The organism is Shewanella atlantica (genome assembly GCF_003966265.1).
Lineage (GTDB): Bacteria > Pseudomonadota > Gammaproteobacteria > Enterobacterales > Shewanellaceae > Shewanella > Shewanella atlantica.
In genome coordinates this window covers 65,073-91,648 of record NZ_RXNV01000003.1, presented here as the reverse complement: position 1 = coordinate 91,648, position 26,576 = coordinate 65,073, and the positions used below count along the sequence as shown (strand labels likewise).

19 protein-coding genes and 1 pseudogene are annotated in these 26,576 nt (G+C 41.1%); 18 read left to right on the top strand and 2 right to left on the bottom strand.

Annotation, left to right across the window (positions count from 1 at the left end; genetic code table 11):
• The first annotated feature begins 4 nt into the window (after positions 1–4).
• The 13 genes and pseudogenes from EKG39_RS09145 to EKG39_RS09085 all read left to right on the top strand — a co-directional run bounded on the left by EKG39_RS09145 (position 5) and on the right by EKG39_RS09085 (position 15,019).
• Entirely contained in the window at positions 5–1,033 is a 1,029-nt protein-coding gene (locus EKG39_RS09145) for a nucleotidyltransferase family protein (protein ID WP_126505425.1), read from the top strand.
• Positions 1,034–1,041: 8 nt separating this feature from the next.
• Positions 1,042–1,854, top strand: a complete 813-nt coding sequence (locus EKG39_RS09140) for a cytidylyltransferase domain-containing protein (RefSeq protein WP_126505424.1) — start codon at positions 1,042–1,044, stop codon at positions 1,852–1,854.
• Positions 1,827–2,813 carry an N-acetylneuraminate synthase family protein gene (locus tag EKG39_RS09135; protein ID WP_126505423.1) on the top strand — a complete coding sequence of 329 codons (987 nt, stop codon included), beginning with the start codon at positions 1,827–1,829 and terminating at the stop codon, positions 2,811–2,813. Before EKG39_RS09140 ends, EKG39_RS09135 begins: the two co-directional genes overlap by 28 nt.
• Positions 2,807–3,277 carry a YhcH/YjgK/YiaL family protein gene (locus tag EKG39_RS09130; RefSeq protein WP_126505422.1) on the top strand — a complete coding sequence of 157 codons (471 nt, stop codon included), beginning with the start codon at positions 2,807–2,809 and terminating at the stop codon, positions 3,275–3,277. The genes EKG39_RS09135 and EKG39_RS09130 overlap by 7 nt, the downstream gene beginning before the upstream one ends.
• A gap of 676 nt (positions 3,278–3,953) precedes the next feature.
• Positions 3,954–5,255, top strand: a complete 1,302-nt coding sequence (locus EKG39_RS09125) for a hypothetical protein (RefSeq protein WP_126505421.1) — start codon at positions 3,954–3,956, stop codon at positions 5,253–5,255.
• A complete protein-coding gene (locus tag EKG39_RS09120) occupies positions 5,248–6,540 on the top strand; it encodes a hypothetical protein (protein WP_126505420.1) in 1,293 nt (430 codons plus the stop codon). Before EKG39_RS09125 ends, EKG39_RS09120 begins: the two co-directional genes overlap by 8 nt.
• On the top strand, positions 6,541–7,776 hold the full coding sequence (locus EKG39_RS09115) for a lipopolysaccharide biosynthesis protein (RefSeq protein WP_126505419.1): 1,236 nt from the start codon (positions 6,541–6,543) through the stop codon (positions 7,774–7,776).
• Positions 7,754–8,251 (top strand): acyltransferase, encoded by a 498-nt coding sequence (locus tag EKG39_RS09110; protein ID WP_126505418.1) that lies wholly within the window; start codon positions 7,754–7,756, stop codon positions 8,249–8,251. The genes EKG39_RS09115 and EKG39_RS09110 overlap by 23 nt, the downstream gene beginning before the upstream one ends.
• 680 nt (positions 8,252–8,931) lie before the next feature.
• Positions 8,932–10,289 (top strand): annotated as a pseudogene (glmM, locus tag EKG39_RS09105) (phosphoglucosamine mutase).
• A 173-nt stretch (positions 10,290–10,462) separates the two neighbouring features.
• Complete coding sequence (locus tag EKG39_RS09100; RefSeq protein WP_126505417.1) at positions 10,463–11,632, top strand: nucleotide sugar dehydrogenase; 1,170 nt, start codon at positions 10,463–10,465, stop codon at positions 11,630–11,632.
• Positions 11,633–11,714: 82 nt separating this feature from the next.
• The gene (galU, locus tag EKG39_RS09095; RefSeq protein ID WP_126505416.1) at positions 11,715–12,602 is read left to right on the top strand and encodes a UTP--glucose-1-phosphate uridylyltransferase GalU; all 888 of its coding nucleotides are present in this window, start codon (positions 11,715–11,717) and stop codon (positions 12,600–12,602) included.
• A 94-nt stretch (positions 12,603–12,696) separates the two neighbouring features.
• The gene (glmM, locus tag EKG39_RS09090) at positions 12,697–14,049 is read left to right on the top strand and encodes a phosphoglucosamine mutase (RefSeq protein ID WP_126505415.1); all 1,353 of its coding nucleotides are present in this window, start codon (positions 12,697–12,699) and stop codon (positions 14,047–14,049) included.
• A 610-nt stretch (positions 14,050–14,659) separates the two neighbouring features.
• Positions 14,660–15,019 carry a hypothetical protein gene (locus EKG39_RS09085; RefSeq protein WP_126505414.1) on the top strand — a complete coding sequence of 120 codons (360 nt, stop codon included), beginning with the start codon at positions 14,660–14,662 and terminating at the stop codon, positions 15,017–15,019.
• A gap of 355 nt (positions 15,020–15,374) precedes the next feature.
• On the opposite strand, the gene EKG39_RS09080 is transcribed toward EKG39_RS09085, so the two are convergent.
• Complete coding sequence (locus EKG39_RS09080) at positions 15,375–16,955, bottom strand: MBL fold metallo-hydrolase RNA specificity domain-containing protein (protein WP_246028464.1); 1,581 nt, start codon at positions 16,953–16,955, stop codon at positions 15,375–15,377.
• A gap of 1,219 nt (positions 16,956–18,174) precedes the next feature.
• Here EKG39_RS09080 and cysD point away from each other — a divergent pair.
• The 5 genes from cysD to EKG39_RS09055 all read left to right on the top strand — a co-directional run bounded on the left by cysD (position 18,175) and on the right by EKG39_RS09055 (position 25,361).
• Positions 18,175–19,080, top strand: a complete 906-nt coding sequence (gene cysD / locus EKG39_RS09075) for a sulfate adenylyltransferase subunit CysD (protein ID WP_126505413.1) — start codon at positions 18,175–18,177, stop codon at positions 19,078–19,080.
• A 311-nt stretch (positions 19,081–19,391) separates the two neighbouring features.
• On the top strand, positions 19,392–20,801 hold the full coding sequence (gene cysN, locus EKG39_RS09070; protein WP_126505412.1) for a sulfate adenylyltransferase subunit CysN: 1,410 nt from the start codon (positions 19,392–19,394) through the stop codon (positions 20,799–20,801).
• A gap of 96 nt (positions 20,802–20,897) precedes the next feature.
• Entirely contained in the window at positions 20,898–22,625 is a 1,728-nt protein-coding gene (locus EKG39_RS09065) for an SLC13 family permease (protein ID WP_126505411.1), read from the top strand.
• A 741-nt stretch (positions 22,626–23,366) separates the two neighbouring features.
• A complete protein-coding gene (cysC, locus tag EKG39_RS09060; protein ID WP_126505410.1) occupies positions 23,367–24,038 on the top strand; it encodes an adenylyl-sulfate kinase in 672 nt (223 codons plus the stop codon).
• 357 nt (positions 24,039–24,395) lie between these two features.
• A complete protein-coding gene (locus EKG39_RS09055; RefSeq protein WP_126505409.1) occupies positions 24,396–25,361 on the top strand; it encodes a DHH family phosphoesterase in 966 nt (321 codons plus the stop codon).
• Positions 25,362–25,715: 354 nt separating this feature from the next.
• Here the strand turns inward: EKG39_RS09055 and EKG39_RS09050 are convergent, their stop codons facing one another.
• Entirely contained in the window at positions 25,716–26,168 is a 453-nt protein-coding gene (locus EKG39_RS09050; RefSeq protein ID WP_126505408.1) for an REP-associated tyrosine transposase, read from the bottom strand.
• Positions 26,169–26,576: the final 408 nt, after the last annotated feature.

Sequence of the window (26,576 nt, the reverse complement as noted above, 5' to 3'; positions counted from 1 at the left end):
CTTGATGATTACTTTACAGCGAACAAATACTTCAGATTATCGAGAAATTATTGAAGCCTTAAATCAAGGTGGTCAAGGCTATGTAGCCATAGTTGACGATAAACATAAATTGATTGGGTTAGTAACTGATGGGGATGTCCGTCGTTGCCTTCTTGATAATACATTGAGTGTTACCCATTTAATTAACATGACACCAGCTACTTGCCTAGTTACTGAAAGTTATGAATATGTAATTCAACAACTAAATGAAAAGCACCTTAAGCAGATGCTTCTTGTTGATAGTAACGGTTGTTTAGCTGAGGTTGTTTCGTTAGATGCCAATGTGTTCGCAAATCATAAAAATAAAGTCGTTATAATGGCTGGAGGGTTGGGTAGTCGATTAGGTGAGCTGACTAAAGTTACGCCGAAACCGATGCTTCACATTGCAGGAAAACCAATTATTTCGCACATCATTGAGCGTTTTAGGAATTATGGATTTCGAGACTTTATCATTTCGACAAATTATAAAAAAGAAGTCATTGAAGACTTTCTGAAAAATGGTCGAGAATTTGGTGTGAACATTGAGTATGTCAATGAAAATACACGGATGGGAACAGCTGGAGCATTAAGTTTAATGCGTGAAAAGCTAGACTTGCCTTTTTTTGTAACTAATGCGGATGTCATTTCAATGATTGACTATCCTGATTTACTTCGATCGCATATTAATAGTGTTTGCCATGCGACAATGTGTGTTCGTAACTATGATTGTACCATTCCATTTGGTGTCATACAGAGTGACAACAATGATATAATTACTGACATTGTTGAAAAGCCAACTCATAGCTACAGTATCAATGCGGGTATTTATGTCCTAAATCCTGAATTATTAGCAGAGATACCAGATAACACCTTTTATGATATGCCTAATTTATTCTTAGATATTGCAAAGAAAGGCATTATGGCCCAAAAGTATCAGCTAAATGATTATTGGATAGATATTGGAAACCCTGATGATTATCTGTTAGCAAATAAAGAAGCTGTAGAGTTCTTATAGGAATATATATGAAAGTTGTCTCTTGTATCGTTGCGAGAACCACATCAAATCGATTGCCTTTGAAAGTATTGCGTGCTGTTAATCCAGCGCATGATAAATCCATGTTGGATGTTATTATTTCTAAAGCAAAGTTATCGACCTTGATAGATAAAATCTACTTATGCACATCTGAAGAGCCATGTGATGATATTTTAGTTGATACAGCGTATCGAAATGATATTTCCCTTTATCGTGGGGCAAGTGATGCTGTGATAGAGCGTTTAGTTAGTGTGGCAGAGATAGAAAATGCGGATTACGTGGTTCGTATTACTGGTGATAATATCTTTGTTGCAGGAGAATATTTGGATGAACAAATTGAATTATGTATTGACAATCAGCTAGATTACTGTCGTTTATCTGGTGTTCCTATCGGTGCTACCGCTGAAGTCATTAAAGTGACCGCTTTGAAGCAACTCTATGAGGAAATGGATGTAAGTGTCAGTGAATATTTGATGCTATATATATTTAACCCTGAACGCTTTCGCTGTGGGATTTTAAAATCAAGTATAGATTTGAGCCAATATGGAATTACCGTCGATACACCAGATGACTTTGAATTAGTTAAGCGCATTCTTTGTCATCTAGGGGATAGTGCAAGTGCGTTGAAGTTAAAAAACATTTGCCGATTATTTAAAGACAATAAAGATATCTTTAAGGAAATTCCAGCAGATACTCACATCAAGTTACCTTATGATGAGTCAATGCGTTTTGATGAATTTTTAAATAACCAAAAACAACGAGTAGAGCGTTCGACATGTGTGAAACAAATCAACATACTATAACAATTATTGGTGAGACAGCGTTTAATCATGAAGGTGATTTTGATTACTTAATGAATCTTGTCGATTTGACCGCTGCTGCAGGTGCAACACATATTAAGTTTCAAGTGCTTATTAATTATGATGAGTTTGTTAGTCAGTTAAGTGAGGCATATTCGCTAGTTAAGTCTTGGTGCTTTTCTGTTGAACAATGGAATACAGCTTTTGATTATGCTGAGTTACTAGGCTTAAAGCTTTTTGTCATGCCCCTAGATCAGAAGGCTGTCGCTTTATGTCATCGAGATTCAGTCGAATATATTGAAATTCACTCTGTGTCTTTTAATGATGAACTTTTGCTCGATGAGGTCAATCGTAAGGTTCAGGGTAAAGTCATTGGGCTAGGTATTGGTGGAAGAACAATCGAAGAGCTTAAAAATTTAGAACAAAAACTTCGACACCAAAAATTATTGTTGCTTTGTGGTTTCCAGGCATTCCCAAGCCAATTGGAGGAAGTAAAAATAAGTCGAATTAAATATTTGGCTAAATATTTTCCAGAAGCTTTTTTAGGTTATGCAGATCATAGTGATCCGAACCATTTAGATGCTCAATTTTCATCACATTACGCTTATCAGCTAGGAGCTCGTGTTTTTGAGAAACATGTAACCTTAAAACCTAATAGAACAGATGCTCAGTCAGCATATACAGGTGTTCAGTTTAAAAACTACATAGAGAGCTTAAATCGCTATATTTCTGTTATTGAAGAAGACGAAACAACATCTTTTACAATGAGTGATAATGAAATAAGTTATAGGCATCGGCAGAAAAAAGTAGTAGCGATAAGAGATATTGCAGAGGGTGAAGTTTACACTCATGAAAATATTGCATTAAAAATGCATACCGAAGAAGGTACATATTCTAATTTAACTGAACTTATTGGCTATACTGCAAATCAGAGTTTTAAACTTGGGAAGGTTATATGCTAAACCAACCGAAATCTTTGACTGAATTTTTAACCAGCTGCCCTGATGAATTGAAAAGTGCTATAGAATATGCCGTGGGGAGTTATGTCCATCTTAAGGACGGGCGGTTTGATATTCCTGATTCTAATGTGTTTGGTGTGAAACTTAATTATTCATTAAAACCTTATCAACTTGATGATGTATTAACTTATGAAAATCATAGGAAGCTTATCGATCTTCATATTATATTAGAAGGTGAGGAGATGTTCTCCCAATTAGATGATGTACAGGGGGAGTTGTTGTCAGAATATAATAAAAAAGATGACTATGAATTAATATATTCTTCTCAAATTAATTCATTTAGTATTGAAAGTAATAACTGTATCCTTTTTAATGTTGGTGTTTGGCATACTACCGGGATAAAAAATAAATGCGATAGTGTAAAAAAAATAGTATTAAAAATACCATTAGACATCTTTACTAAGTGACAATGTTTATGGGGCTCTTATAATTTAGAAATCTATGTTTAAATTTATGATATACTTTAAAGGAGTTGGTCACTTTAATGGTTAAATATCTGCATTATGAAAATATTTTCTGATAATCATCAAATGTATGTTTATTAATAGAGAGTATCGGTTGCCACTGTTCAATTTTCTACAAAAACCAGCGTGTTAAATGTACATGGATATTATATTGAGAGCATCAACACTAATTAGTATATATTTGTGAATGTCAATTGAAAAATATATATTTCAATGTGGTTAGAGGTTATCTATAGCATAGGATAATTATCAATAGTTGACCTGAAACAGTTCTGCTAGCCTCCAATACTGCCCGTTAGTCCCATGTGATTGAAAACGTTTTTAAACTTTTTGGTGGTTTTGAGCATTGATTTCCATGGACTCCAACAGAAGTAAGTTTCGTGGGAGTGATCCCCAGATTCATTTGCAAAACAACCTCACAGTTCCGTTGAATGTTTTTTGTGTTGGTCGCTGATAATTTGGCTAATATTGGAAATAGATTATTTGTGGCTCTTATATAGAGTAGGTAGCATCCACATGGGAAATGCCTCTACAACTGATAAATCACAAAAGGTTCTGAAAAGCTCTGGATGGCTGGAATGTTAATTATGTTTTATTTTTTTAGTGGCGTACAGATATTATGAAGAATTGTGGCAGAATTGCACTTCAAGAAAAATTATGCGAACTGGACTTTTTCGGTGTTAACGTCTGGTTTGCGTTGCGTGATGTTATTCCCACCAAGTCAAGTGTGCAGTCAAAAATAAAAAATAGAGAGAAGATTAAATTTATATATTTATTGAAGCTCTTTATTTCTTCGATATATTTACTGAAGAATCTTCGTTGCCACAAGGTGTTGATAATTTCAGACCCCGGTAGCCGTGTGGAGTTTACGACGGGAAAAATAGATCAACTATATGATAGATATCTTGATGGAGTGCATAATCGTTCTGAACATCTACTTTTTGAAATTCCTAAGTTAGGAGTTAATTTCAATGATGTTAAATCATATTCTGCTGATTTGGTTGTTCCTGGAATTTTAATATATATTCTAGAGTTTATTGGCTTTATTGGACTAAGTTTTTCTTTAAACAAACGTCGTAAACTAAGGGGGCTATCAACGACAGTATTAGATAGAATTAAAAATAATGGCGGTGAGTTTAGTGAAAAAAGAATTAGTCGAACAATTATTGAAAGAAGGATTAGTACGTTTTACGCAAAAAAACTTGCGGCGGCATGGTTATTTAAAATAATTAGGCCAAAGGGTTTAGTTGTGAAGTCATCTTACTCACCAACATGTCTTAGTATGTTGCAAGAGGCCAAGATCTTAGGCATCAATACCGCCGAGATGCAGCATTCTCATATTTATCGCTCTCATCCTGGATATACTTATGATAAGCATGAGTTGGTCGTATTTAAAAATCAATATCAGCCGACTCAATTCTTTGTTTTTAGCGAGTATTATAGGACGTTATTATCACTATTGGGTTGGGAGTCTCAAATTAAAGTAGTTGGCAACCCGTATTATGAAACATTTAAAAAATATGGAGCAGATGTAAATTATAAATTCGATTTACTCATAATAAGTCAGTACAACTTGACCAGAGAAATTATTGAGTGGTTGCAGGCGGAACTACCAGCTAACCCAACCATAACCATATGTATTAAATGCCATCCAAGATCAAATGAGGAGTTTTTAGCATACACTAGTGCCTTTTCAAATAACAAAAATATCATTATTGCAAGAGTCGGCTCGATATTTGGATATATACAAAAGGCAAAGTTTATTGCTGGTATATATAGTAGTGGATTGGTTGATGCTATTTCTTGTGGCCATAAACCATATGTTTTACCCATAGAGGGAAGCGCATTAATGAAAGAGCTAGAAGATGACAAACAGTTAATTTACATTACTAAGCTCTCAGAGATAACCATGAATGTATAACCTAATTTATTTCATCATTGTTTCTTTTTCTTATGGGTTATGTATTTATATTAGGATGAGAAATAATAGTTTTCAACTATATAGGCTGTGTAATATTGTTTTATTGTTTGGGCTTGTTTTTTTTAGTATCACGGCTCCGAAGTCCTATTATGGGACACTTTTCTTAGACACTAAATTTTATCATGGCTTCGATTTAGAGATATATTCTATCTATATTTTATTTTCTATCTTGTTACCGCTTAGCGTCTTATTTGGCGATAAGCTTGCAAAAAACTGCCGAATTAAGGTGGTTGAGAGACAAGGTGGGATTACGTTCAATTTAGTAATATTACTTTTTGTAGTAATTTACACAATTATTTTAATTCGTAAGGTTGGTGTAGGTAATCTTCCAAACGTAGCAATTCTAACTGGTAATTGGCAAGATGTTATTTCATTGAAGTTTAAGTTGGCTTCTGGTGAGTATGGCTTGATTGTCAGTAAGTTTGATACATTCTTATTGCCGTTTGTTCTATATCTTTTTCTGTATGTTGTAATTGCAAAGCAAAAATTATTGCATGGCTGTCGTCATATAATCTTTATGGTTGTGCTTTCTATATTTTTATTTTATGCCACAGTACGTGTTAGTCGAGCCGGTATAGTTTATTATATCTTATCTGGTTATTTGTTTTCTAAAATGCTTTCACGTAAAAATGTTTTAGGAGTTGGTATTATATTTATTCTGGCGATTTTAGTCTTCACATTTCAAATGTTTGGTCATGGCGATAAAACAATTTTGGAGAGTGTTGATTCGGTTTTGGATAGAATGGTATACCAACATGCCTTTATATATGTACAAAATCAAATTTCTAATACAGGAATATACTCTACGATAGATTTGATTAATATACCCGGTTTGGCACAGATATTTGGTCAAGAATATGTGAATATGTCAAAAGAAGCTTATCTGGCATTCTATAATAATGATTATTCAGGTGGTACAGCCGGTTTAGGTTTTGCACAACTTTACTTCGCCTTTGGATATAGCAGTGCGATAATATGGATGTTATTTATGATTGTTTTTTTCTTTGTTGAATCCATCTTGTTTAACGGAATAGAAGCTTCTAGAGCAGAAGGGAATAACTATAAATCTTTATCGGCATTTTACTATACTCTTACAGCTTTATTCTGTGTGGCGATACTGAGCAATGTTTATAGTTTTTTTTCATTTTCGACGCTGTTTAGTGTTACAGTTTGGTATCTGTTAATTGTTTTTTCATTTAAATTTAAGGTAGTGCAAGGTAAATAGATGATAGCGAATGTAATTGTTTTTGGAACGGCTTCTATTTTAATCGCTTTGCTTAATTTTGCATTTGTATCAATTGCTAGCCATCTTCTTGTTCCGGAAGAGCTTGCTAAATTTATCTTTGCATATTCAATTTTTAATGTCCTTGGCGCTATATTTATATTCGGCTCTGTTACAAAACTATCAATTATTCGTACAAGTAATTCTTCTCAGAGTAAAGAATTAAGTCAAAATATCTCTGTAATATATACGCAGCTGGAAATGTCGTTATATATTTTACCTATTTTGTTGTTAGTTATTTTTGTTCTACAGCATTATGGTATGCCTGTGATTTTAATTACTGCAGCGATTTTTGCTGGTGCGTTTAAATCATTACAATTGTTATACGCCAATGTAGTTCGGATTGATGGACAGGTGACTCTTTTCTTGTTATCTCAATTAGCTCCTCCGACTTTGGCACTTGGCTCAATTGGTTTTTTATATGCTCTTGATGTTTCCTTTACTTCAAATGACTACTTTTACGCTTTAGCTATCCCTGTTGTCATTTGCTCATTAGTTTCTTATTATCTTTTGCTAAAAAAAATAGGAGTGCAGTTAAACCTTTCTGTTTGGAAAAATTCTAAACGTACATATCAGTTTAGTTTTTGGGCGGCTTTACATGCATTTTTTGCGTCATTGATGACCATGGGGGATCGTTATGTACTTTGGTTCTTTTTAGCAGGAAATGAATATGCTGTTTATTCTATAGCTGCTGTGTTGGCATCGTTATTATCTTTAGTTTATACGTCTTTGAATCAAGCAATCGTACCTCATCTGTATCGTCAATTAAATGCCAGTAAATCAAGGTGGCAATTAGTTGTGAGGTTTTCTTTGAGGTACTTCTTGTTTTGTCTTATGATATTCTTAATTTATCAACTATCGCTTAATACTTTTGTCTCAATCATATTACCTGACGAATATTTTTCGTCAATTAAGTTTGCGCGATGGTTGGCGTTAGGATGCTTAATTCAGGCTTCTTACCAACTATTTTCTTCGGTTATTTTATTTAAGAAAAAGCCGATGATGTTAACTAAAATTACAGTCGCTGTTGGTTTGTTTGCCTTAGCAAATACTGTGTTATGTGCATACTTAGGAGGAGCGAATGCGGTAATTTTTGCTTTTTCTGCTAACTGGTTGATATTTTTGGTTGTTACTTCTTTTTTTGCAAGGAGGCTTTATGTTTCGGAAGTTGTATATTAAATTTAAGCAAGCCGTATTTTCACATTTTGCATTGTTGAGAATAGGCTCGTTTCTTGAAAAACCCAAAGCCAATTCGTGGACAGTCCTTAGCAAAAATACTCACTTGGGAAGAAATGTTAACTTCAACGGAATGCGTATTTATGGTGGGGGGAAGGTTATAATTGGAGATAACTTTCATAGCGGTAAAGGATGTTACATTATTACTCAGGTTCATAACTATGAGGGTAAATCGATACCTTATGATGATACTTACAGGCTAAAAAATATTGAGATCGAAGAAAATGTTTGGTTTGGAATGAATGTATCTGTTCTATCTGGATGCCGTATAGGTGAAGGGGCTATTGTTCAAGCGGGTTCAGTCGTCGTTTCTGACGTACCAAAGTACGCAATTATAGGAGGAAACCCTGCTAAAGTTTTCTCAAGTAGAGATATTAAACATTACCAAAAATTAAAAGTTCAGGGGTGTGTGCATTAGTATTTACAAGTGTTTTTATTGTCCTAATTTATCACCATCTACATGCAAGGTAGGCTTTGTTGATATGATCCAACGAACTCTTATTTCGATGAATTGATCTGATATTTAATACGAACTGTTCAGAGGGGATTATGGCTGAGTTGAAGTGAAAAATCATTAGTATATCGAGACTTAGTCAATTGATTGTGGGCTAATTAATTAGCCCACAGGTAATGTCATCACAATTTATCCCTTCTACAAAATTCAAGTATGCGGGTATAGATCACCTAAAAGACGAAGCTTTTAAACCATCTAAGAGATACTATCATCAGCGCTCTTTATCTGTAAGAACGATTTATAGATTAAAAACTTGAGCCAAGCTAAGCCAATAAAGTTTTTATTAGCGATAACTAATGCGGGAGTAATGAATAAAAAGTTGGAGTTTAGGCTTATTTGTTCGAAAGGTATAGAGTAGTGAACAGTAAAAGTCCTCAATATTGGATGTTGTATTTTAGAAGGATACTCTCCTACTGTGAAGATGGTGGTATAACGCTAATTATGTGCTATTTAATCACTTTTTATTCAGTTATTCTTGCTATCACTTGCCTTGGTTGTAAATAATTTTAAGTGGCAGAGTAGGTTGTGTTGTTGTTTTTCTGATTTTAGTTTGATTGTTTTATTCCTCAATCGTTTGGAGTTTGATGTCTCGTAAGTATTTTGGTACCGATGGGGTACGAGGTAAAGTGGATGAGTTTCCTACTAATCCTGATTTTGCAATGAAGTTAGGTTGGGCGGCTGGGACGGTTTTATCATCAGCTGGCACCAAAGAAGTTTTGATTTGGTAAAAATACCCGCATTAGTGGTTATATGCCTGAATCTGAAATCGAGGCTGGTTTCTCTGCGGCGTGTATAAACGTGGCATTAGTTAGTCCTATGCCAACGCCTGCTGTCGCTTATTTAGCGTCGACGTTCCGCGCCGATGCTGGCGTAGTGAACAGTGCTTCGCATAACCCTTATTATGATAACGGTATCAAATTTTTCTCAAATACCGGAACCAAGCTTAACGATGCACAAGAGCTTGAAATTGAGGCCTTGCTTGATAAAACCATCAATGACAATGCAATGTGTGCCTTCCGATAAGTTGGGTAAAGTACGTCGTATCGATGATGCGCCTGGTCGTTATATCGAATTCTGTAAAGGTGTATTTCCGAACGAACTTTCACTTACAGGCTTAAAAATAGTTATCGATAGCGCAAATGGTACTGCGTTCCATATTGCCCCAAACGTGTATAGTGAACTCGGCGCTGAAGTATCAGTATTAATGATAAGCCTGATGGTATCAATATCAATACCAATACCAATACCAATACCAATACCAATACCAATACCAATACCAATACCCTATGCTGCGCGACTCATATTGATCGCTTGCAAACTGCAGTGATGGTGCATGAAGCCGATTTGGGTATTGCGCTTGATGGTGACGCGGATCGCTTGATGTTTGTTGATCACAAAGACCATGTGGTAGATGGCGACCAAATTCTCTATATTTTGGCCGTGAAGCTAAAGACAATGGTAAGCCACAAGGTGGCGTTGTTGGTACCTTGATTGCGAACCTTGGGCTAGAACAAGCCCTTAAACGATGGATGTGCCATTTGTTCGCGCTAAAGTAGGTGATCGTTATGTAGTTGAGCAACTAAAAGCCACTGGTTGGAGGATTGGTGGTGAAGGTTCAGGTCATATTTTACATCTTGACCATGCGAGTACGGGGGATGGTATCGTGGCTTCATTATTGGTGCTACAAGCAATATTGCAAAGCGGTAAGTCACTGGCTGAATTTGCCTTTGGCATGGAAACATTTCTGCAAGTACTGATTAATGTACGTTTAACCAGTGACAATGCCGATGAGATCATGGCATCAGAATCTGTCATTCTAGCCGTAAAAGGTGCTGAAGCAGTGCTTGCTGACAATGGCCGTGTATTGCTGCGTAAATCAGGTACCGAGCCTTCGAACCGTGTAATGGTTGAATCAAATAACTATGAGGTGACTCAAGCGTAAGCTGAGTATATTGCTAATGCGATAAGAAAAGTTTCACGTTTCATAATAAAAGCAAAAATGTGTATGTATTCTTCTGAATATAAATTTTTATAGAAAGCTTCTCTCTGATTACATTTAACTTCTTAGTTGAAAGTTTTAGATCAATTTCGTCATACTAATATTTTGGGTTACATATGAAAATCGCTATAGCGGGGACTGGCTATGTTGGTCTCTCGAATGCTGTATTACTGGCACAAAAAAATGAAGTTATCGCTGTAGATATTATTGCAGAAAAAGTGGCTCTAATTAACGATCAACGATCGCCGATTGCTGATAATGAAATTGAACATTATTTAGCAACCAAATCATTAAAGTTGACGGCTACCTGTGATAAGCAACTCGCTTACACTGATGCTGATTATGTCATAGTTGCTACGCCAACTGACTATGATCCTCAAACCAATTACTTTAATACGTCTTCTGTTGAATCAGTTATTCAAGATGTATTGGCGATAAACCCTGATGCTGTTATCGTGATTAAGTCAACAGTACCGGTTGGGTTTACTGAATCGGTTCGTGAAAAGTTCGAGTGTGACAATGTTATCTTTTCTCCTGAGTTTTTACGTGAAGGCACAGCCTTATACGATAACCTGCATCCGTCTCGTATCATTATCGGTGAGCGCTCCGAGCGTGCTAGAGTTTTTGCTAATCTGTTATCAGAAGCGGCACTTAAAAATGATATTCCACTGCTTTTTACTGATTCGACCGAAGCCGAAGCGGTCAAACTATTTTCAAATACCTATCTGGCGATGCGCGTTGCCTATTTCAATGAGCTTGATACGTATGCCGAAACGCATGGTTTAAATGCTCGACAGATCATTGAAGGGGTCGGTTTAGACCCTCGCATCGGTAGTCATTATAATAACCCATCATTTGGTTATGGCGGCTATTGCCTACCTAAAGATACTAAGCAGTTACGTGCAAACTATGCGGATGTACCTAATAGCTTGATTGGTGCCATCGTTGATGCGAACACCACTCGAAAAGACTTTGTTGCCAGTGCAATTATTAAGAGAAATCCTACTATAGTCGGCATATATCGCTTAATAATGAAGAGTGGTTCAGATAACTTCAGAGCATCTTCGATTCAAGGTATTATGAAGCGAATCAAAGCCAAAGGCATCGAAGTGGTTGTTTATGAGCCAGTACTCGATGAAGTTGAGTTCTTCCATTCTCGTGTAGTCAAAGACTTGGCTGAATTTAAGCAGATGTCCGATGTTATAGTATCGAACCGTATGGTTGAAGAGATCGCAGATGTAGCCGATAAGGTTTACACTAGAGATCTATTCGGAAATGACATGTAAGTAACCACTTCTGTTTTAGTAGTTTTGTAGCAAATTATTTAAGAGCTTAACCTAGTTAAGCTTTTTTCATTTAAGGATTAAAATGAAAGTAGTAATTCCTGTTGCTGGCCTTGGTACGCGCATGTTACCCGCTACCAAAGCCATTCCCAAAGAGATGTTACCATTAGTTGACAAGCCACTCATCCAATACATTGTCAAAGAGTGTGTAAGCGCTGGTATTAAAGAGATAGTGTTAGTAACCCATGCAAGTAAAAATGCCATTGAAAATCACTTTGATACCTCCTATGAATTGGAATCTACGTTAGAGAAGCGTGTAAAGCGCCAATTGCTAGATGAAGTTCAATCAATTTGTCCTAAAGATGTGACCATTATGCAGGTACGTCAGGGGGAAGCTAAAGGACTTGGGCACGCGGTGTTGTGTGCTAAACCTTGCATCGGTAATAACCCATTTGCTGTTGTATTACCTGATGTGATTTTAGATGAATACACAGCTAACCAAACCAGTGAAAATTTAGCTGCCATGATTGGTCGTTTTCAGTCTACTTTGGCTAGTCAGATTATGGTTGCACCTGTTGCGAGTGAAGATGTCAATAAGTATGGAATTGCCGATTGTGATGGTGTTGGTTTGTGTGCTGGCGAATCAACAGTGATCACTAATATGGTTGAGAAACCTGCTGTTGGTGAGGCACCGTCAAATCTTGCCGTTGTTGGCCGTTATGTCTTATCCGAGAAAATTTGGGACTTATTAGCAAAGACCCCTGCTGGTGCAGGCGATGAAATTCAACTTACCGATGCTATCGATATGTTGATCGAATCCGATACCGTAGAAGCATTTCACATGACAGGCAAGTCGCACGATTGCGGCGACAAGCTTGGCTACATGAGTGCGTTTGTTGAATATGGCCTTAAAGATAAGATGTTTGGCGCTGATTTTAAGAAGCAGGTCATGGCACTTTTGGAGCTTAGTTAACTTTAAGTAATGTTTTTTTATAAAGCCAAATCATTTTTGATTTGGCTTTTTATTTCTTTTTATTTTTAATTCTCAATCATTTGTTAAGGATGATATGTCTCGTCAATATTTTGGTACCGATGGTGTTCGCGGGAAAGTGGGTGAGTTTCCTATTACACCCGATTTTGCAATGAAATTGGGTTGGGCGGCAGGCACTGTGCTGGCATCGTCAGGCACTAAAGAGGTGTTAATCGGCAAGGATACACGGATTAGTGGTTATATGCTTGAGTCTGCAATGGAGGCAGGTTTATCTGCGGCTGGGATTAATGTTGCGTTAGTGGGGCCAATGCCTACTCCTGCGGTGGCCTATCTAGCAACAACTTTTCGTGCTGATGCCGGCGTGGTGATTAGTGCATCACATAACCCTTTTTGCGATAATGGCATTAAGTTTTTCTCTAATTCGGGTACTAAGCTAAATGACGCTCAAGAATTAGAAATCGAAGCTTTGTTAGACAAAGCCATTAACCACAATGCAATGGAATGCGTAGATTCAGCAGATTTGGGTAAAGTTAGGCGAATTAACGATGCAGCCGGTCGCTACATTGAATTCTGCAAAGGCGTATTCGCTAATGATTTAACACTCGCTGGGCTTAAGATTGTTGTTGATAGTGCTAACGGGGCTGCCTATCATATCGCGCCAAATGTCTACAGGGAGCTAGGCGCTGAAGTTATTAGCATTAATGATAAGCCTAATGGACTCAACATTAATGCACAATGCGGTGCTACAAGCTTAGACAGTTTACAAACAGCGGTTATGGTGCACGAGGCTGATTTAGGTATTGCCCTGGATGGTGATGCTGACCGGGTGATGTTTGTTGACCATAATGGTCATGTGGTTGATGGTGACCAGATTCTATATATTTTGGCCCAAGCTGGTAAAAGAAACAGTTCACTTGATGGTGGGGTTGTTGGGACTTTAATGTCTAACTTAGGGTTGGAAATCGCTTTAAAAGAGCTTGATATCCCTTTTGTGCGCGCCAAAGTGGGCGACCGCTATGTTGTTGAGCAGCTTAAAGCGACTGGTTGGAAAATTGGTGGTGAAGGTTCGGGTCATATCTTAGATCTTAACTATGCATCGACTGGCGATGGCATTGTTGCTTCGTTATTAGTATTGCAAGCTGTTTTGCAAGCCAATTCGAAATTAGCCAATGTTGTAGCTGGTATGACTAAACTTCCACAAGTATTGATTAATGTTCGTCTTACTCAGAACAATGCTGATGAAATTATTGCGTCAGAAGCGGTTAAGCAGGCGGTTATAGATGCTGAGAAGATACTCGCTGAAAATGGCCGTGTATTACTGCGAAAGTCAGGAACAGAGCCTTTGATAAGGGTTATGGTAGAGTCTACCGATATTAATATGACTCAGGAACAGGCTGAGAATATTGCTAAAGCCGTGAGTGAAGCTTAAAGCTAAGACGAACGTCGCAAGCGACTACAGAACTCTGCGCTACGGAAAGGCCTTTGGCTACATGAACGCTTCGCTTAGCGAAAGATCAAAGTTGTCAGTTTGAAGTGAAAGAAAAACATCGAAGCCCGCCCTATTTATTTAGGGCGGGCTTTTTTTCTTATGTAGGACCGGCTTTAGCCGGGAATGATGTTGTGAACATTTCATGGCTGATTCGATATATCGGATAAAAGCTTCGCGGCTAAAGCGCGCTCCTACTGAGGGCTGGGGATTAGTCTCTTATGTAGGCGCGGATTTAGCCAAGGAAAGCTTTTTGGGGTCTTGAAAGTTTCGCGGCTGAAGCGCGTTCCTACAATTTAGCAAGTTTCTGTAATGTATGATTTTTTATAAATTATTGTAGTTCTAGCGTTAATCATATTGTTGTGTAAATATTAGCCTTTTCTGAGTTATGTATATGGCAGAAGTTGTGCTGGTGACAGTTTTTTGACGCCGATCTCAAATTCTATAAACAACCTCCTCCGTGTGACTATTATTAATAGAGTAAATACTTAAAAGCGAGTACAGTTCTTTGCCAATAAACCGTATAAACATCTAATGTTAAAAGGATTTACAAATGCAGGTACATACTCAGGGCTATAAGAAAAATCATTTTCGTCGGTATTTTATTAAGACTTTAGGTTTGGTATTTAAGACTGCCCCGTTTTTATTGACGGTTGCAGTATCTGCAGATAATGCATTAGCTAGGTGCACCTCAGAGTCAAAAGCAATTTGGGCTGCAGATAAGCTAGTATTTGGATGGGAAAAGGCCAATGAAAAAAAAGATCAACGAATTAGAAACTGCCTGGTTAGAATTAATCATGAAAAAATGAATAGGGTTTCTCAAGATAGCCTCAAGCACGAAGAGGGGACACATGCCATGTTTGAAATGGCGGTGAGTGATCAAGATGAAGGAGACCTTGCTTATGCAGAGTGATCTTTTTTGGTACTCATCACTTTAGCTTCCGGCTTTCAACTTGTTTCTCACGATAGTATTTTTGAGTTTTATAAGATTCGCGGCTGAAGCACGCTCCTACGCGATAGCACAGTGAATTAGTACAGTGAATTAGTGCAGTGAATTATTGCATTGTGTAGGATTGGTCTTAATGTAAGATCTCTTTAGTCGAGAAAGATGATAAGCAGATGCCTATACAGGCTTTTGCGTTTTTTGATTGTGTAGGACCGGCTTTAGCCGGGAAGGATGAAACAAATACAGGTAGAAGCTCGCGGCTGATTCAATTTATAGCTAAAAGCTTCGCGGCTAAAGCACGCTCCTACAACTAAGGGCGTATTTATCTTTCTCTGTGTAGTCCTATCACTATCTCAGCCTCGGGCAACAACTTTCTATACTCTACCGCTAATGCCTCCTTAGCCTCATCATCGCCATGGACTATGCGTATATGCTTAGGTTTATGGTGCATACGTTTGACGAAGTTGATGAGGTTCGATTGATCTGCATGAGCCGAATAGCCGCTGATGGTGTGCACGCCGGCTTTAATATCGCGCTTGTTGCCATCAAGAACGACATAACCTCCCCTTGGACCATAGGTCTGAATATCGCGTCCCGGCGTTCCCTGTGCCTGATATCCCACAAATAGAATGTCTGCGGTCGGCTCGTCGATAAACTGTTGCAGGTAGTTCATTATCCTCCCCCCACTGCACATGCCGCTTGCGGCGATGACTATGGCGGGTTTATCTCTTTTAGATAGGTATTCTACCGTGGACATGTGTTCATCGTGACTGTCGACAGTATAGAGTTGGTCGAAGTCGAGTGGATGCCTGTGATGTTTTAGTCTTTGCCTGGCCTCACTGTCCCATAGCTGTTTGAACTCAAGATACTTTTTTGTAAAGTTTGCCGCTAGTGGTGAGTCGACAATGATTTCTATGCTTTCCCACATTTGAGATTGCCATCTCTTGCTACTTTCTTGTGGATTGGATAGCTGGCCCTGCTGAAAAATGATCTGTTCGAGTTCATATAACAGCTCCTGAGTTCGCCCTATGCTAAAGGCGGGAATGAGTACCACCCCATTGTCTGACACTGCTTTCTCTATCACTCTTCTCAGGCTTTGCGTTCGTGTCTTACGTCCCTGATGGTTTCTGTCGCCATAAGTGGACTCGATGATTAGGGTATCCGCCCGGTAGGGGCTCTTGGGGCTGGCAAGCAGAGGTGTATAGGTAGCCCCCAGATCCCCTGAAAAAACGACTCTATGTTTATTCAGATCTTTGCTGCTGGTTTTATCTGCCTTGGGAGCACTTAGCTCTATCTCTATGTAGGCTGAGCCCAGAATATGGCCCGCAGGTTTAAATTTTGCTTTGGCCTTACTAAAGCAAGATGTGCAGGGCTTGTTATCGACTGCGCTATCTACCTCGCTATTAATCTTGCTGGTGACTTTATTAGTGCTTTGAGCGGATTTGGTTAGGTTTACTTCGAGTGGAAACCAGTGGTTATATTCGACAGGAACGAGTAATTCTTTCAACTTCTTCAGATACAGCTTGATAAGCCTCTTATCTTTAGTGACACCGACGCGGATAGCATCTTCGATGACCATAGGCAGCAGCGCTGCTGTCGCGGTAGTCGCAAAAATAGGTTGGTCAAATCCGGCTGCCAAAAGGTAGGGGATACGTCCAACATGGTCGATATGGCAGTGTGTGACCAGTAATGCTGTGACAGTGCCTATATCGAATGCTATTTCTAACTGTTCAGCATTCGAGACTCCGGCTGTTTCTGCCCCCTGAAACAGACCACAGTCGATAAGCAGGCTGCTTTTTTCATTGATTACGAGTTGATGGCAGGAGCCTGTGACACCATTCACCGCACCGTGATGAATTATCTCTACAGCCTGTTTGCAAGCTATGGTTTGAGTTCTTGGCAAAATACACTCCCTGTATGTTTGTCTCTATCCTATTTGAATATATAGCCTTTCAAAGGGAGAGCAAGCGGTATTTGTCTATTGTGTAGGACCGGCTTTAGCCGGGAATGATGATACAAACACGGCAAAAGCTTCGCGGCTAAAGCACGCTCCTACAACGAAAGCTGCGAATTGTTTGATTGTGTAGGACCGGCTTCAGCCGGGAATGATGATACAAACACGGCAAAAGCTTCGCGGCTGAAGAGCACTCCTACATTTAAGGTTGGCGGATTGTTTGATTATGTAGGACCGGATTTAGCCGGGAATGATGCTATAAACACGGCAAAAGCTCGCGGCTGAAGCACGCTCCTACAACGAAGATTGTGAATGGTTTGATTGTGTAGGACCGGCTTTAGCCGGGAATGATGATACAAACACGGCAAAAAGCTTCGCGGCTAAAGCACGCTCCAACAACGAAGGTTGCGAATGGTTTGATTGTGTAGGACCGGTTTTAGCCGGGAATGAGGGTACAAACACGGCAAAAGCTTCGCGGCTAAAGCACGCTCCTACATTTAAGGTTGGCGGATTGTTTGATTGTGTAGGACCGGCTTCAGCCGGGAATGATGATACAAACACGGCAAAAGCTTCGCGGCTAAAGCACGCTCCTACAACGAAGGTTATGAATGGTTTGATTGTGTAGGACCGGCTTTAGCCGGGGTGATGATACAAACATGGCAAAAGCTCGCGGCTGAAGCACGCTCCTACAACGAAGGCTACGAATTGTTTGATTGTGTAGGACCGGCTTCAGCCGGGAATGATGCTACAAACACGGCCAAAGATTCGCGGCTGAAGCGCGCTCCTACAACGGCTAAAGCACGCATAAGGAATCAAAGATATAGGGCTTGAACATACAATTAAGAACTTTATATTTCATTTTGGTATAAGTGTTATTGCTTTTATAACTTTAAAATCATTTCTGCCGTGGGTATGATTATTTCAGAGCGTCATCCTGACGATATTTTAGTCTTGATTGTATTTGGTTTGCTTCTCTTTAGTTAGAGCATGGTATGTTAATGGCTGTGAAGTATCAGGTTAATAAACAGTTGGTTCTATCTGATGCTTTGGCTCAAGTTACAGTGCTCAAGTGATACTACTTAAGTGACAACTCAAGTGACACTAATTGGGAGCAGTAAAGTATGAGCTTGCAAAAGTTATTTTTACAATCGTTTACACGGAAATCGATATGTCAAAACATCTAACCCACCTTAAGCAGCTGGAAGCTGAGTCGATTCAAATTATGCGTGAAGTTGCCGCTGAGTTTGATAATCCTGTGATGCTCTATTCAGTAGGTAAAGACTCCTCTGTATTGCTGCATCTGGCTCGTAAGGCATTCTATCCGGGAAAAATCCCGTTCCCTTTGATGCACGTCGATACTAACTGGAAATTCAAGGAGATGATTGAGTTTCGTGACAAGATGGCTGAGAAATACGGCTTCGATTTAATCGTACATAAAAATCCCCGTGGCATGGAGATGGGAGTTGGCCCATTTACCCATGGCAGCGCAAAGCACACGGACATCATGAAGACTGAAGGGCTTAAGCAAGCGCTGGATATGCATGGTTTCGATGCCGCTTTCGGCGGTGCGCGCCGCGATGAAGAGAAGTCTCGTGCCAAGGAGCGTGTTTACTCTTTCCGAGATAGTAAACATCGCTGGGATCCTAAGAACCAACGCCCTGAACTGTGGAGTATTTATAACGGTAAGGTGGATAAAGGTGAAAGCATTCGAGTTTTCCCGCTCTCTAACTGGACCGAACTTGATATCTGGCAGTACATCTATTTAGAAGGTATTGAGATCCCCTCTCTTTATCTGGCATCCGAGCGCCCGGTCGTCGAACGTGATGGCACCCTGATTATGGTCGATGACGAGCGTATGCCGATTGAACCTGGTGAAGATGTGCAAACCAAGATGGTGCGTTTCAGAACCTTAGGTTGTTACCCCTTAACCGGTGCGGTTGAGTCACAAGCGCAAACCTTGCCGGAAATTATTCAAGAGATGCTGCTCTGTACCACATCTGAGCGTCAGGGACGTGTCATCGATAACGACTCGGCCGGCTCGATGGAAAAGAAAAAGATGGAAGGGTATTTTTAGCGTTAGTTGGTAGGACCAGCTTTAGCCGGGAATGGCACAGTAGGTTGTTAAAAGCTTCGCGGCTGAAGCACGCTCCTACGTAGAAGGATGGCGAATTGTTTGATTATGTAGGACCGGCTTTAGCCGGGAACGATGATACAAACACGGCCAAAAGCTCGCGGCTAAAGCGCGCTCCTACAGAGAGAAGCCAACCTCTACATAGATTTAGCGCTTTTTTGAAAATATTGAATATTGATTTAATCGTGAGCAAGCTTTTTTCGAAGCTCGAAGCTCGAAGCTCGAAGCTCGAAGCTCGAAGATAAGGAATAAAAATGACCACCAGTTCTAATTTGATTGCTTCTGACATCGAAGCGTATCTGAAAGTCCATGAAAACAAAGATATGCTGCGCATTTTGACCTGTGGTAGCGTCGATGACGGTAAGTCTACTCTGATTGGTCGTTTGTTATTCGATAGTAAGATGATCTTCGAAGATCAGATGGCGGCCATAGAGAAAGACTCGAAGCGTTTCAATACCACTGATGAGGCATTTGACCTGGCGCTCTTGGTCGATGGTCTTCAGTCTGAGCGGGAGCAGGGGATCACCATAGATGTGGCCTACCGTTATTTCGCCACCGAGCAACGAAAATTTATTATTGCCGATACGCCCGGCCATGAGCAGTACACCCGCAATATGGCAACCGGTGCGTCGACCTGTGATCTGGCCATTATCTTAATCGATGCTAGGCACGGTGTTCAGGTTCAGACTCGTCGTCATAGTTTTATCTGCTCGCAGCTTGGCATTAAGCACGTGATCATCGCCATCAATAAGATGGATGCTGTCGATTATGATCAGTCGACTTATCAGAAGATAAAGAAAGAGTATCGCGAGTTTGCAAAAGACCTGTCATTTACCGATGTTCGCTTTGTGCCTATTTCGGCACTGAAGGGCGATAACGTGGTGAATGAGAGTAAACATATGACCTGGTATCCGGGTTCTACACTACTTAAATTATTAAATACCGTTTCTGTGAAGCAAGATAGCAGTGAATCTTTTCGCTTTCAGGTTCAATATGTTAATCGACCAAACCTCGATTTTCGAGGCTTCTGTGGCAATATTGGCTCGGGCGAGATCCGTGTCGGTGACACTATAGTCGCGCTGCCTTCGGGTAAAGAGAGCCGCATAAAATCCATAGTAACCTTCGATGGTGAGCTGGAGAAGGCTGGTAGCGGTGAAGCGGTGACATTGACACTCGAAGATGAGATAGATGTCAGTCGCGGTGATATGTTGGTTCGCCCCCACGATAAGCCCAATTCGGTAAGTAATTTTGAGGCTGATGTGGTTTGGATGACAGAAGAGCCGTTATGTGTCGACCGCGAGTACGCCATTAAGGTTGGTAGTAAATCTGTTTATGGTTACGCCGATGCCATTAATCATAAAGTCGATGTAAATACGCTGGAGAAACAACCGGCGCAGCAACTTGAACTCAATGAGATTGGTAACTGTCATTTTGCCGTGACCGAACCCGTACAGTTCGATGCGTATGATGTTAACCGTTCGACGGGCGCGTTTATCGTTATCGATAGACTCACAAATGTCACCGTCGGAGCGGGAATGATCCGTAACTCTATCGAAGGCCAAAAAGCGAAAACACATGAATTTTCAGAGTTTGAGTTAGAGATGAACGCATTAGTTCGCAAGCACTTCCCACATTGGGGAGCGAAGGATATCTCGAAGGGTTAGAGCTGTTTATTGTAGGAGGGGCTTTAGCCCCGAATCTTTTGACTGAATCTATGTTCCCGGCTAAAGCCGGTCCTACATTGAAAAGATTAGGAAACTATGTCTCTAGATGCTTATTTAACTATCGGAATATTTCTCGCGACGATTGTGGGACTTATCCGGTTTCAGAGTCGACCGGCCGTTGTGTTTGGTGTGGCGCTGTTAGCCTTGGTCGGGTTGAATCTGGTCTCGAGAGAGCAGTTACTTTCGAGTATGTCCAATCCAGGACTCGTCACCTTGGTACTCCTTATCTTGTGTTCTTTTGCGCTGGAAAAGACACGGCTCCTGCGTGTCATCGCCTCTAAAGTGATAGTGAATAGTTACAACTCCACCTGGTTACGCTTGTTCGGCATTACAGCCTTGAGCTCGGCTCTGCTGAATAATACCGCCGTGGTGGCGACCTTGCTTTCGCCCATTCGCAATAATCCCCATCACTTTGCCAGTAAGTTATTACTGCCTCTCTCCTATGCCGCGATCTTGGGTGGAACACTAACTCTAATCGGTACCTCCACCAACTTGATTGTGAACAGTCTCTATATCGATGCGCAGGGGCAGTCGCTGAGTTTTTTCTCGTTCACTGCTGTCGGTGCGATATTGGTATTGGCTTGTGGCTTAGTGTTAAGAGTGGCCTCTCGTTGGCTCCCTGAAATTGAGCATAAAGAGACCTGCTCGAAAGGCTATTTCATCGATGCGAAAGTGGTCGTTGGATCCGAATTAATCGGCCGTTCGGTGGAAGATAATGGCTTAAGGCATCTCGAGTCTTTATTTTTGGTTGAAGTGGTACGAAGTGGGCGTTTAATCAGCCCTGTGACGCCTACAGAAGTTCTACAATGCGATGACAGGCTTATCTTCAGCGGAGATATAACTAAGGTAATGCAACTGAGTCAGTTCTCAGGACTCGAGATGTTCGCCGAGAAAAATGGACTATTAGATTCGAACCTGACCGAAGTCGTTGTTAAACAAGAGAGTGTACTGATAGGTAAAACGTTAAAGGGCGCTGGTTTCAGGGCGCTGTTCGATGCAGCCGTGGTTGCGATTAGGCGTGATGGTGAAGAGGTATCGGGCAAGTTAGGTGAAGTGGTCATTAAGGCCGGTGACTTCTTGATGTTAGCCGTGGGTGAGGATTTTAAGTCTCGTAGAAACATCAGTAAAAACTTCATTGTCATCAGCGGCGTCGAGCCCGAAACCCGTATTAATGGCCATAAAGCCTGGCTCTCCATCGGTGGTTTCGTGTTAACTATTGCCTTGGCGGCGACCGGAGTCATTGAGATGCTGCAGGGGTTAATGTTGCTCTTGGGCGTGCTGATCTTCAGTCAATGCCTCAATGTGAACGAGGTCGTTCGTCGCTTTCCTGTCGATATCTGGCTTATTGTCTCTTCGGCAATCCTGCTATCTCATGCCTTAGTTAATACCGGCGTCGTTGAGCTGTTAGCCCATTGGGTGAATGGGGTCACGGATAGGGAACACCTCTATCTGGCCTTGATTTTGGTTTACCTGATGACCTGGTTGTTGACTGAATTAGTGACTAACAACGCCGCTGCTGCGCTAATGTTTCCCATCGCTTACAGTATTGCATTAGGTTTTGGGGTTGATATCTTACCTTTCGTTATGACAGTAGCTTTTGCCGCCAGCGGTAGTTTTATCAGCCCCTACGGATACCAGACAAACTTGATGGTCTACAATGCTGGCCAGTATCGGTTGATGGATTTTATCAAAATAGGCCTACCCGTCAGTCTGGTGTATGCCGTTATCGTATTAACGACAGTGCCGATATTTTTTCCGTTTTAGGATGTTTGTAGGACTGGCTAAAGCCAGGAATGATGATACAAACACGGCCAAAGCTTCGCGGCTAAAGCGCGCTCCGACAACGAAGGTTGCGGGTTGTTTGATTGTGTAGGACCGGCTTTAGCCGGGAATGATGATACAGACAGGGCCAAAAGCTTCGCGGCTGAAGCGCGCTCCTACAACGAAGGTTGCGAATAGTTTGATTGTGTAGGACCGGCTTTAGCCGGGAATGATGATACAGACAGGGTCAAAAGCTTCGCGGCTGAAGCGCGCTCCTACAACGAAGGTTGCGAATAGTTTGATTGTGTAGGACCGGCTTTAGCCGGGAATGATGATACAGACAGGGTCAAAAGCTTCGCGGCTGAAGCACGTTCCTACAACGAAGGCTGCGAATAGTTTGATTGTGCAGGACCGGCTTTAGCCGGGTAGGATGATACAGACAGGGCCAAAAGCTTCGCGCCTGAAGCACGCTCCTACAACGAAGGTTGCGAATAGTTTGATTGTGTAGGACCGGCTTCAGCCGGGAATGATGATACAAACACGGCCAAAAGCTTCGCGGCTGAAGCGCGCTCCTACAACGAAGGCTGCGAATAGTTTGATTGTGTAGGACTGGCTTTAGCTGGGAATGATGATACAGACAGGGTCAAAAGCTTCGCGGCTGAAGCACGCTCCTACAACGAAGGCTGCGAATTGTTTGATTGTGTAGGACCGGCTTTAGCCGGGAATAATTAAAATGGACAGGAAATGACACAAGAAAAATATAGAGTTGTAGATGTGGCGGGAGATAAATCTTCCGATGTAGTCTGGCATCTTGCTAGTGTGTCTCATGCCCAGCGTGAGGCTGCCAACGGTCACGCCCCGGCAGTACTCTGGTTTACCGGCTTGAGCGGTTCGGGAAAGTCGACTGTCGCTAATGCCGTAGATAAAATGCTGCACGACTTAGGATGTAAAACTTATGTGCTTGACGGTGACAATGTTCGTCATGGTCTAAATGGCGATCTTGGTTTTTCAGATACCGATCGGGTTGAGAATATTCGCCGGATAGGCGAAGTCTCTAAGCTGTTTGTCGATGCCGGTTTGCTGGTCTCTACCGCCTTTATCTCTCCCTTTGTAGAAGACAGAGCTAGCGTGCGAGCTCAGCTTAATGACAGTCAGTATAGTAATAGTCAGCATAGCAATAGTCAGTTTATCGAAGTCTATATCGACACTCCCATCGAAGTGTGTGAGCAGCGCGATCCTAAAGGTCTGTATAAGAAGGCTCGCGCCGGTGAGATTAAAAACTTTACCGGTATTGATTCGGCCTATGAACAGCCAATTAACCCTGAAGTGCATGTTAAGACCGCTGAGCAGTCTATTGAAGCCTGTGCATTGCAAGTGGTCGATTATCTGAAAGAGAATGGATATATCAAAGTTTAGGGCTGGCTTTAGATATTTGTAGGACCGGCTTTAGGCGGGAAGGATGATACAGACAGGGCCAAAAAATTCGCGGCTGAAGCACGCTCCTACAACGAAGGTTGTGAGCTGTTGATTGTGTAGGACCGGCTTTAGCCGGGAATGATGATACAAACAGGGCCAAGACTCGTAGCTTAAAAGCTTCGCGGCTGAAGCACGCTCCTACAACGAAAGTTGTGATCTGTTGATTGTGTAGGACCGGCTTTAGCCGGGAACCGTCATCCTGAACTCGTTTCAGGATCCAGTGTCTTTTTCTTTAGCTCGCGACTCGAAACTTTCTTAGCTTCATCTTGAGCCTTCTGACTTCTATATAGGATATTCATGAACTACGATATTTTTAATGGTGATGCCGATGGCATTATTTCATTGCTGCAGCTTCGCTTAGCAAACCCTATCGAGAGCGAGCTGGTGACCGGCGTTAAGCGGGATATTGGCTTGCTCGAGAAGCTGACTGAAAAAGTTGGCCTTTCTAAGACTGATAAGATCACCGTGCTCGATATTTCTATGGAGAAAAACAGATCTGGTTTAGTGAAAGCCCTCGATGGTGGAACCGATGTTTTTTATGTCGATCATCATAGAGCAGGTGACATACCGGTTAGTAAGCACTTAGATGCGCATATCGATCTGGATGCCAACACCTGTACCGCTTTAATTGTGGATGGAGTCTTAAACGGAGAGTTTCACTATTGGGCCATCACGGCGGCCTATGGTGATAACTTGATTGCTAAAGGCGATCAACTTTCAAAGGCGGCAGGCTTATCTGTTGAGCAGTCTGAGCAACTGAAAGAGTTAGGCACCTTAATTAATTACAATGGCTACGGTGCAGCAACTGAAGATCTACACTTTCATCCAGCTACGCTTTACCGAGCGCTGCTCGAGTATCCCTGTCCATTCGATGTATTTGCCAATAACAGCTCGCCTTTTTATCGGCTTCAAAAAGCATATCAAGAAGATATGGATAATGCGTTAGCGATAAAGTCTGATCATCAGAGTGACAAGCTCTCACTGTTTGAACTCCCCAATGAGCCATGGGCAAGGCGGATCAGCGGTGTCTATGGCAACCTGCTTGCCAATCAAAGTCCAAAATCTGCACATGGGGTATTAACTGAAAACAGCGACGGTACCTTTACAGTTTCTCTACGTGCGCCTCTGTTAAATAAGCAAGGTGCGGGTGATATCTGCAGTCAATTCGAAACGGGGGGAGGCAGGGCTGCCGCAGCGGGTATCAATGCCTTGCCCAAAGAGCTGATTAATGACTTTATACAAGCCGTGGAAGCGTTTTATTAATTTTAATGTATGACCGGCTTTAGCCGGGAAAGATGATACAAACACGGTCAAAAGCTTCGCGGCTGAAGCACGCTCCTACAAAGGGAGCTGAGTATGTATCTGTTGTGTAGGACCGGCTTTAGCCGGGAATGATGACACAAACACGGTCAAAAGCTTCGCGGCTAAAGCGCGCTCCTACAAAGGGGACAGAGTATTTATCTGTGTGTGGAACCGGCTTCAGCCGGGAAAGATTATAAGAATACAGGTAAAAATTCGCGGCTAAAGCACGCTCCTACGAAGGAGGGAGTATTGTTTCTTGTGTAGGACCGGCTTTAGCCGGGAATAATGCTCAGGAAAAAATTATCCCTGTAGGCATCAAAGGTAAATACAGTCCCAATGAGAATATTGCCCAATATTTTTGACAATGTTAGCCCTTAGTGGGTTAGCGGCTATATATCGCATTATCTGTTTAATATCTTCATTTTCTCTAAGGTTATGGTCGTAAAAACCAGGCTGCCACACCTTCTTATCTCTATTTAATTGTGCATTAATCTGCTTCGCACTCCGGCCTTTAGTTGAGCCTATTGCATAACTTAAATCAGATGTCTCGTTTAATTGAAATAGCCAGTGAAGATGGTCAGGCATCAAAACAAACCCTATCGTGTTGGTGATCTCTAGCTCGTCAGTTTGTTTTAGATTATTAATGACAATGCGAGCGCAGAAAAAATCGAGGAAAAGTGGCTCTCTGTTATCTGTATTCGCTGTCACAAAATAATAGTTATTGTCTTTACTATACCTTCCAACTCTTAAGTCCTTTGCATGTTTCATCACTAGTTCCTTCTAGATTCTGATTTACAGTTGTAAGAGTTACTTTAGTTTAAAGAATTGATTATTTGAAATATTGTTTGGAAATAATCAGGTCTTTCTTTTGCTAAAAGCTTCGCGGCTGAAGCGCGCTCCTACAACGAAGGTTGCGAATTGTTTGATTGTGTAGGACCGGCTTTATCCGGGAATGATGATACAAGCAAGGCCAAAAGCTCGCGGCTGAAGAACACTCCTACAAAGGGAACAGGGTATTTGTCGATTGTGTAGGACCGGCTTTAGCCGGGAACGGTGATACAAACACGGTTCAAAACTTCGCGGCTGAAGCACGCTCCTATAAAGGGAACAGGGTATTTGTCTATTGTGTAGGACCGGCTTTAGCCGGGAACGGTGATACAAACACGGTCAAAAGCT

Coding starts and splice junctions, on each gene's coding strand:
- EKG39_RS09055 (WP_126505409.1), top strand. CDS start 24,396: ATGAACTACGATATTTTTAATGGTGATGCCGATGGCATTATTTCATTG.
- EKG39_RS09115 (WP_126505419.1), top strand. CDS start 6,541: ATGATAGCGAATGTAATTGTTTTTGGAACGGCTTCTATTTTAATCGCT.
- EKG39_RS09145 (WP_126505425.1), top strand. CDS start 5: ATGATTACTTTACAGCGAACAAATACTTCAGATTATCGAGAAATTATT.
- galU (WP_126505416.1), top strand. CDS start 11,715: ATGAAAGTAGTAATTCCTGTTGCTGGCCTTGGTACGCGCATGTTACCC.
- EKG39_RS09110 (WP_126505418.1), top strand. CDS start 7,754: ATGTTTCGGAAGTTGTATATTAAATTTAAGCAAGCCGTATTTTCACAT.
- EKG39_RS09140 (WP_126505424.1), top strand. CDS start 1,042: ATGAAAGTTGTCTCTTGTATCGTTGCGAGAACCACATCAAATCGATTG.
- cysD (WP_126505413.1), top strand. CDS start 18,175: ATGTCAAAACATCTAACCCACCTTAAGCAGCTGGAAGCTGAGTCGATT.
- glmM (WP_126505415.1), top strand. CDS start 12,697: ATGTCTCGTCAATATTTTGGTACCGATGGTGTTCGCGGGAAAGTGGGT.
- EKG39_RS09065 (WP_126505411.1), top strand. CDS start 20,898: ATGTCTCTAGATGCTTATTTAACTATCGGAATATTTCTCGCGACGATT.
- EKG39_RS09050 (WP_126505408.1), bottom strand. CDS start 26,168: ATGAAACATGCAAAGGACTTAAGAGTTGGAAGGTATAGTAAAGACAAT.
- cysN (WP_126505412.1), top strand. CDS start 19,392: ATGACCACCAGTTCTAATTTGATTGCTTCTGACATCGAAGCGTATCTG.
- EKG39_RS09125 (WP_126505421.1), top strand. CDS start 3,954: ATGAAGAATTGTGGCAGAATTGCACTTCAAGAAAAATTATGCGAACTG.
- EKG39_RS09100 (WP_126505417.1), top strand. CDS start 10,463: ATGAAAATCGCTATAGCGGGGACTGGCTATGTTGGTCTCTCGAATGCT.
- EKG39_RS09120 (WP_126505420.1), top strand. CDS start 5,248: ATGTATAACCTAATTTATTTCATCATTGTTTCTTTTTCTTATGGGTTA.
- EKG39_RS09135 (WP_126505423.1), top strand. CDS start 1,827: ATGTGTGAAACAAATCAACATACTATAACAATTATTGGTGAGACAGCG.
- cysC (WP_126505410.1), top strand. CDS start 23,367: ATGACACAAGAAAAATATAGAGTTGTAGATGTGGCGGGAGATAAATCT.
- EKG39_RS09085 (WP_126505414.1), top strand. CDS start 14,660: ATGCAGGTACATACTCAGGGCTATAAGAAAAATCATTTTCGTCGGTAT.
- EKG39_RS09130 (WP_126505422.1), top strand. CDS start 2,807: ATGCTAAACCAACCGAAATCTTTGACTGAATTTTTAACCAGCTGCCCT.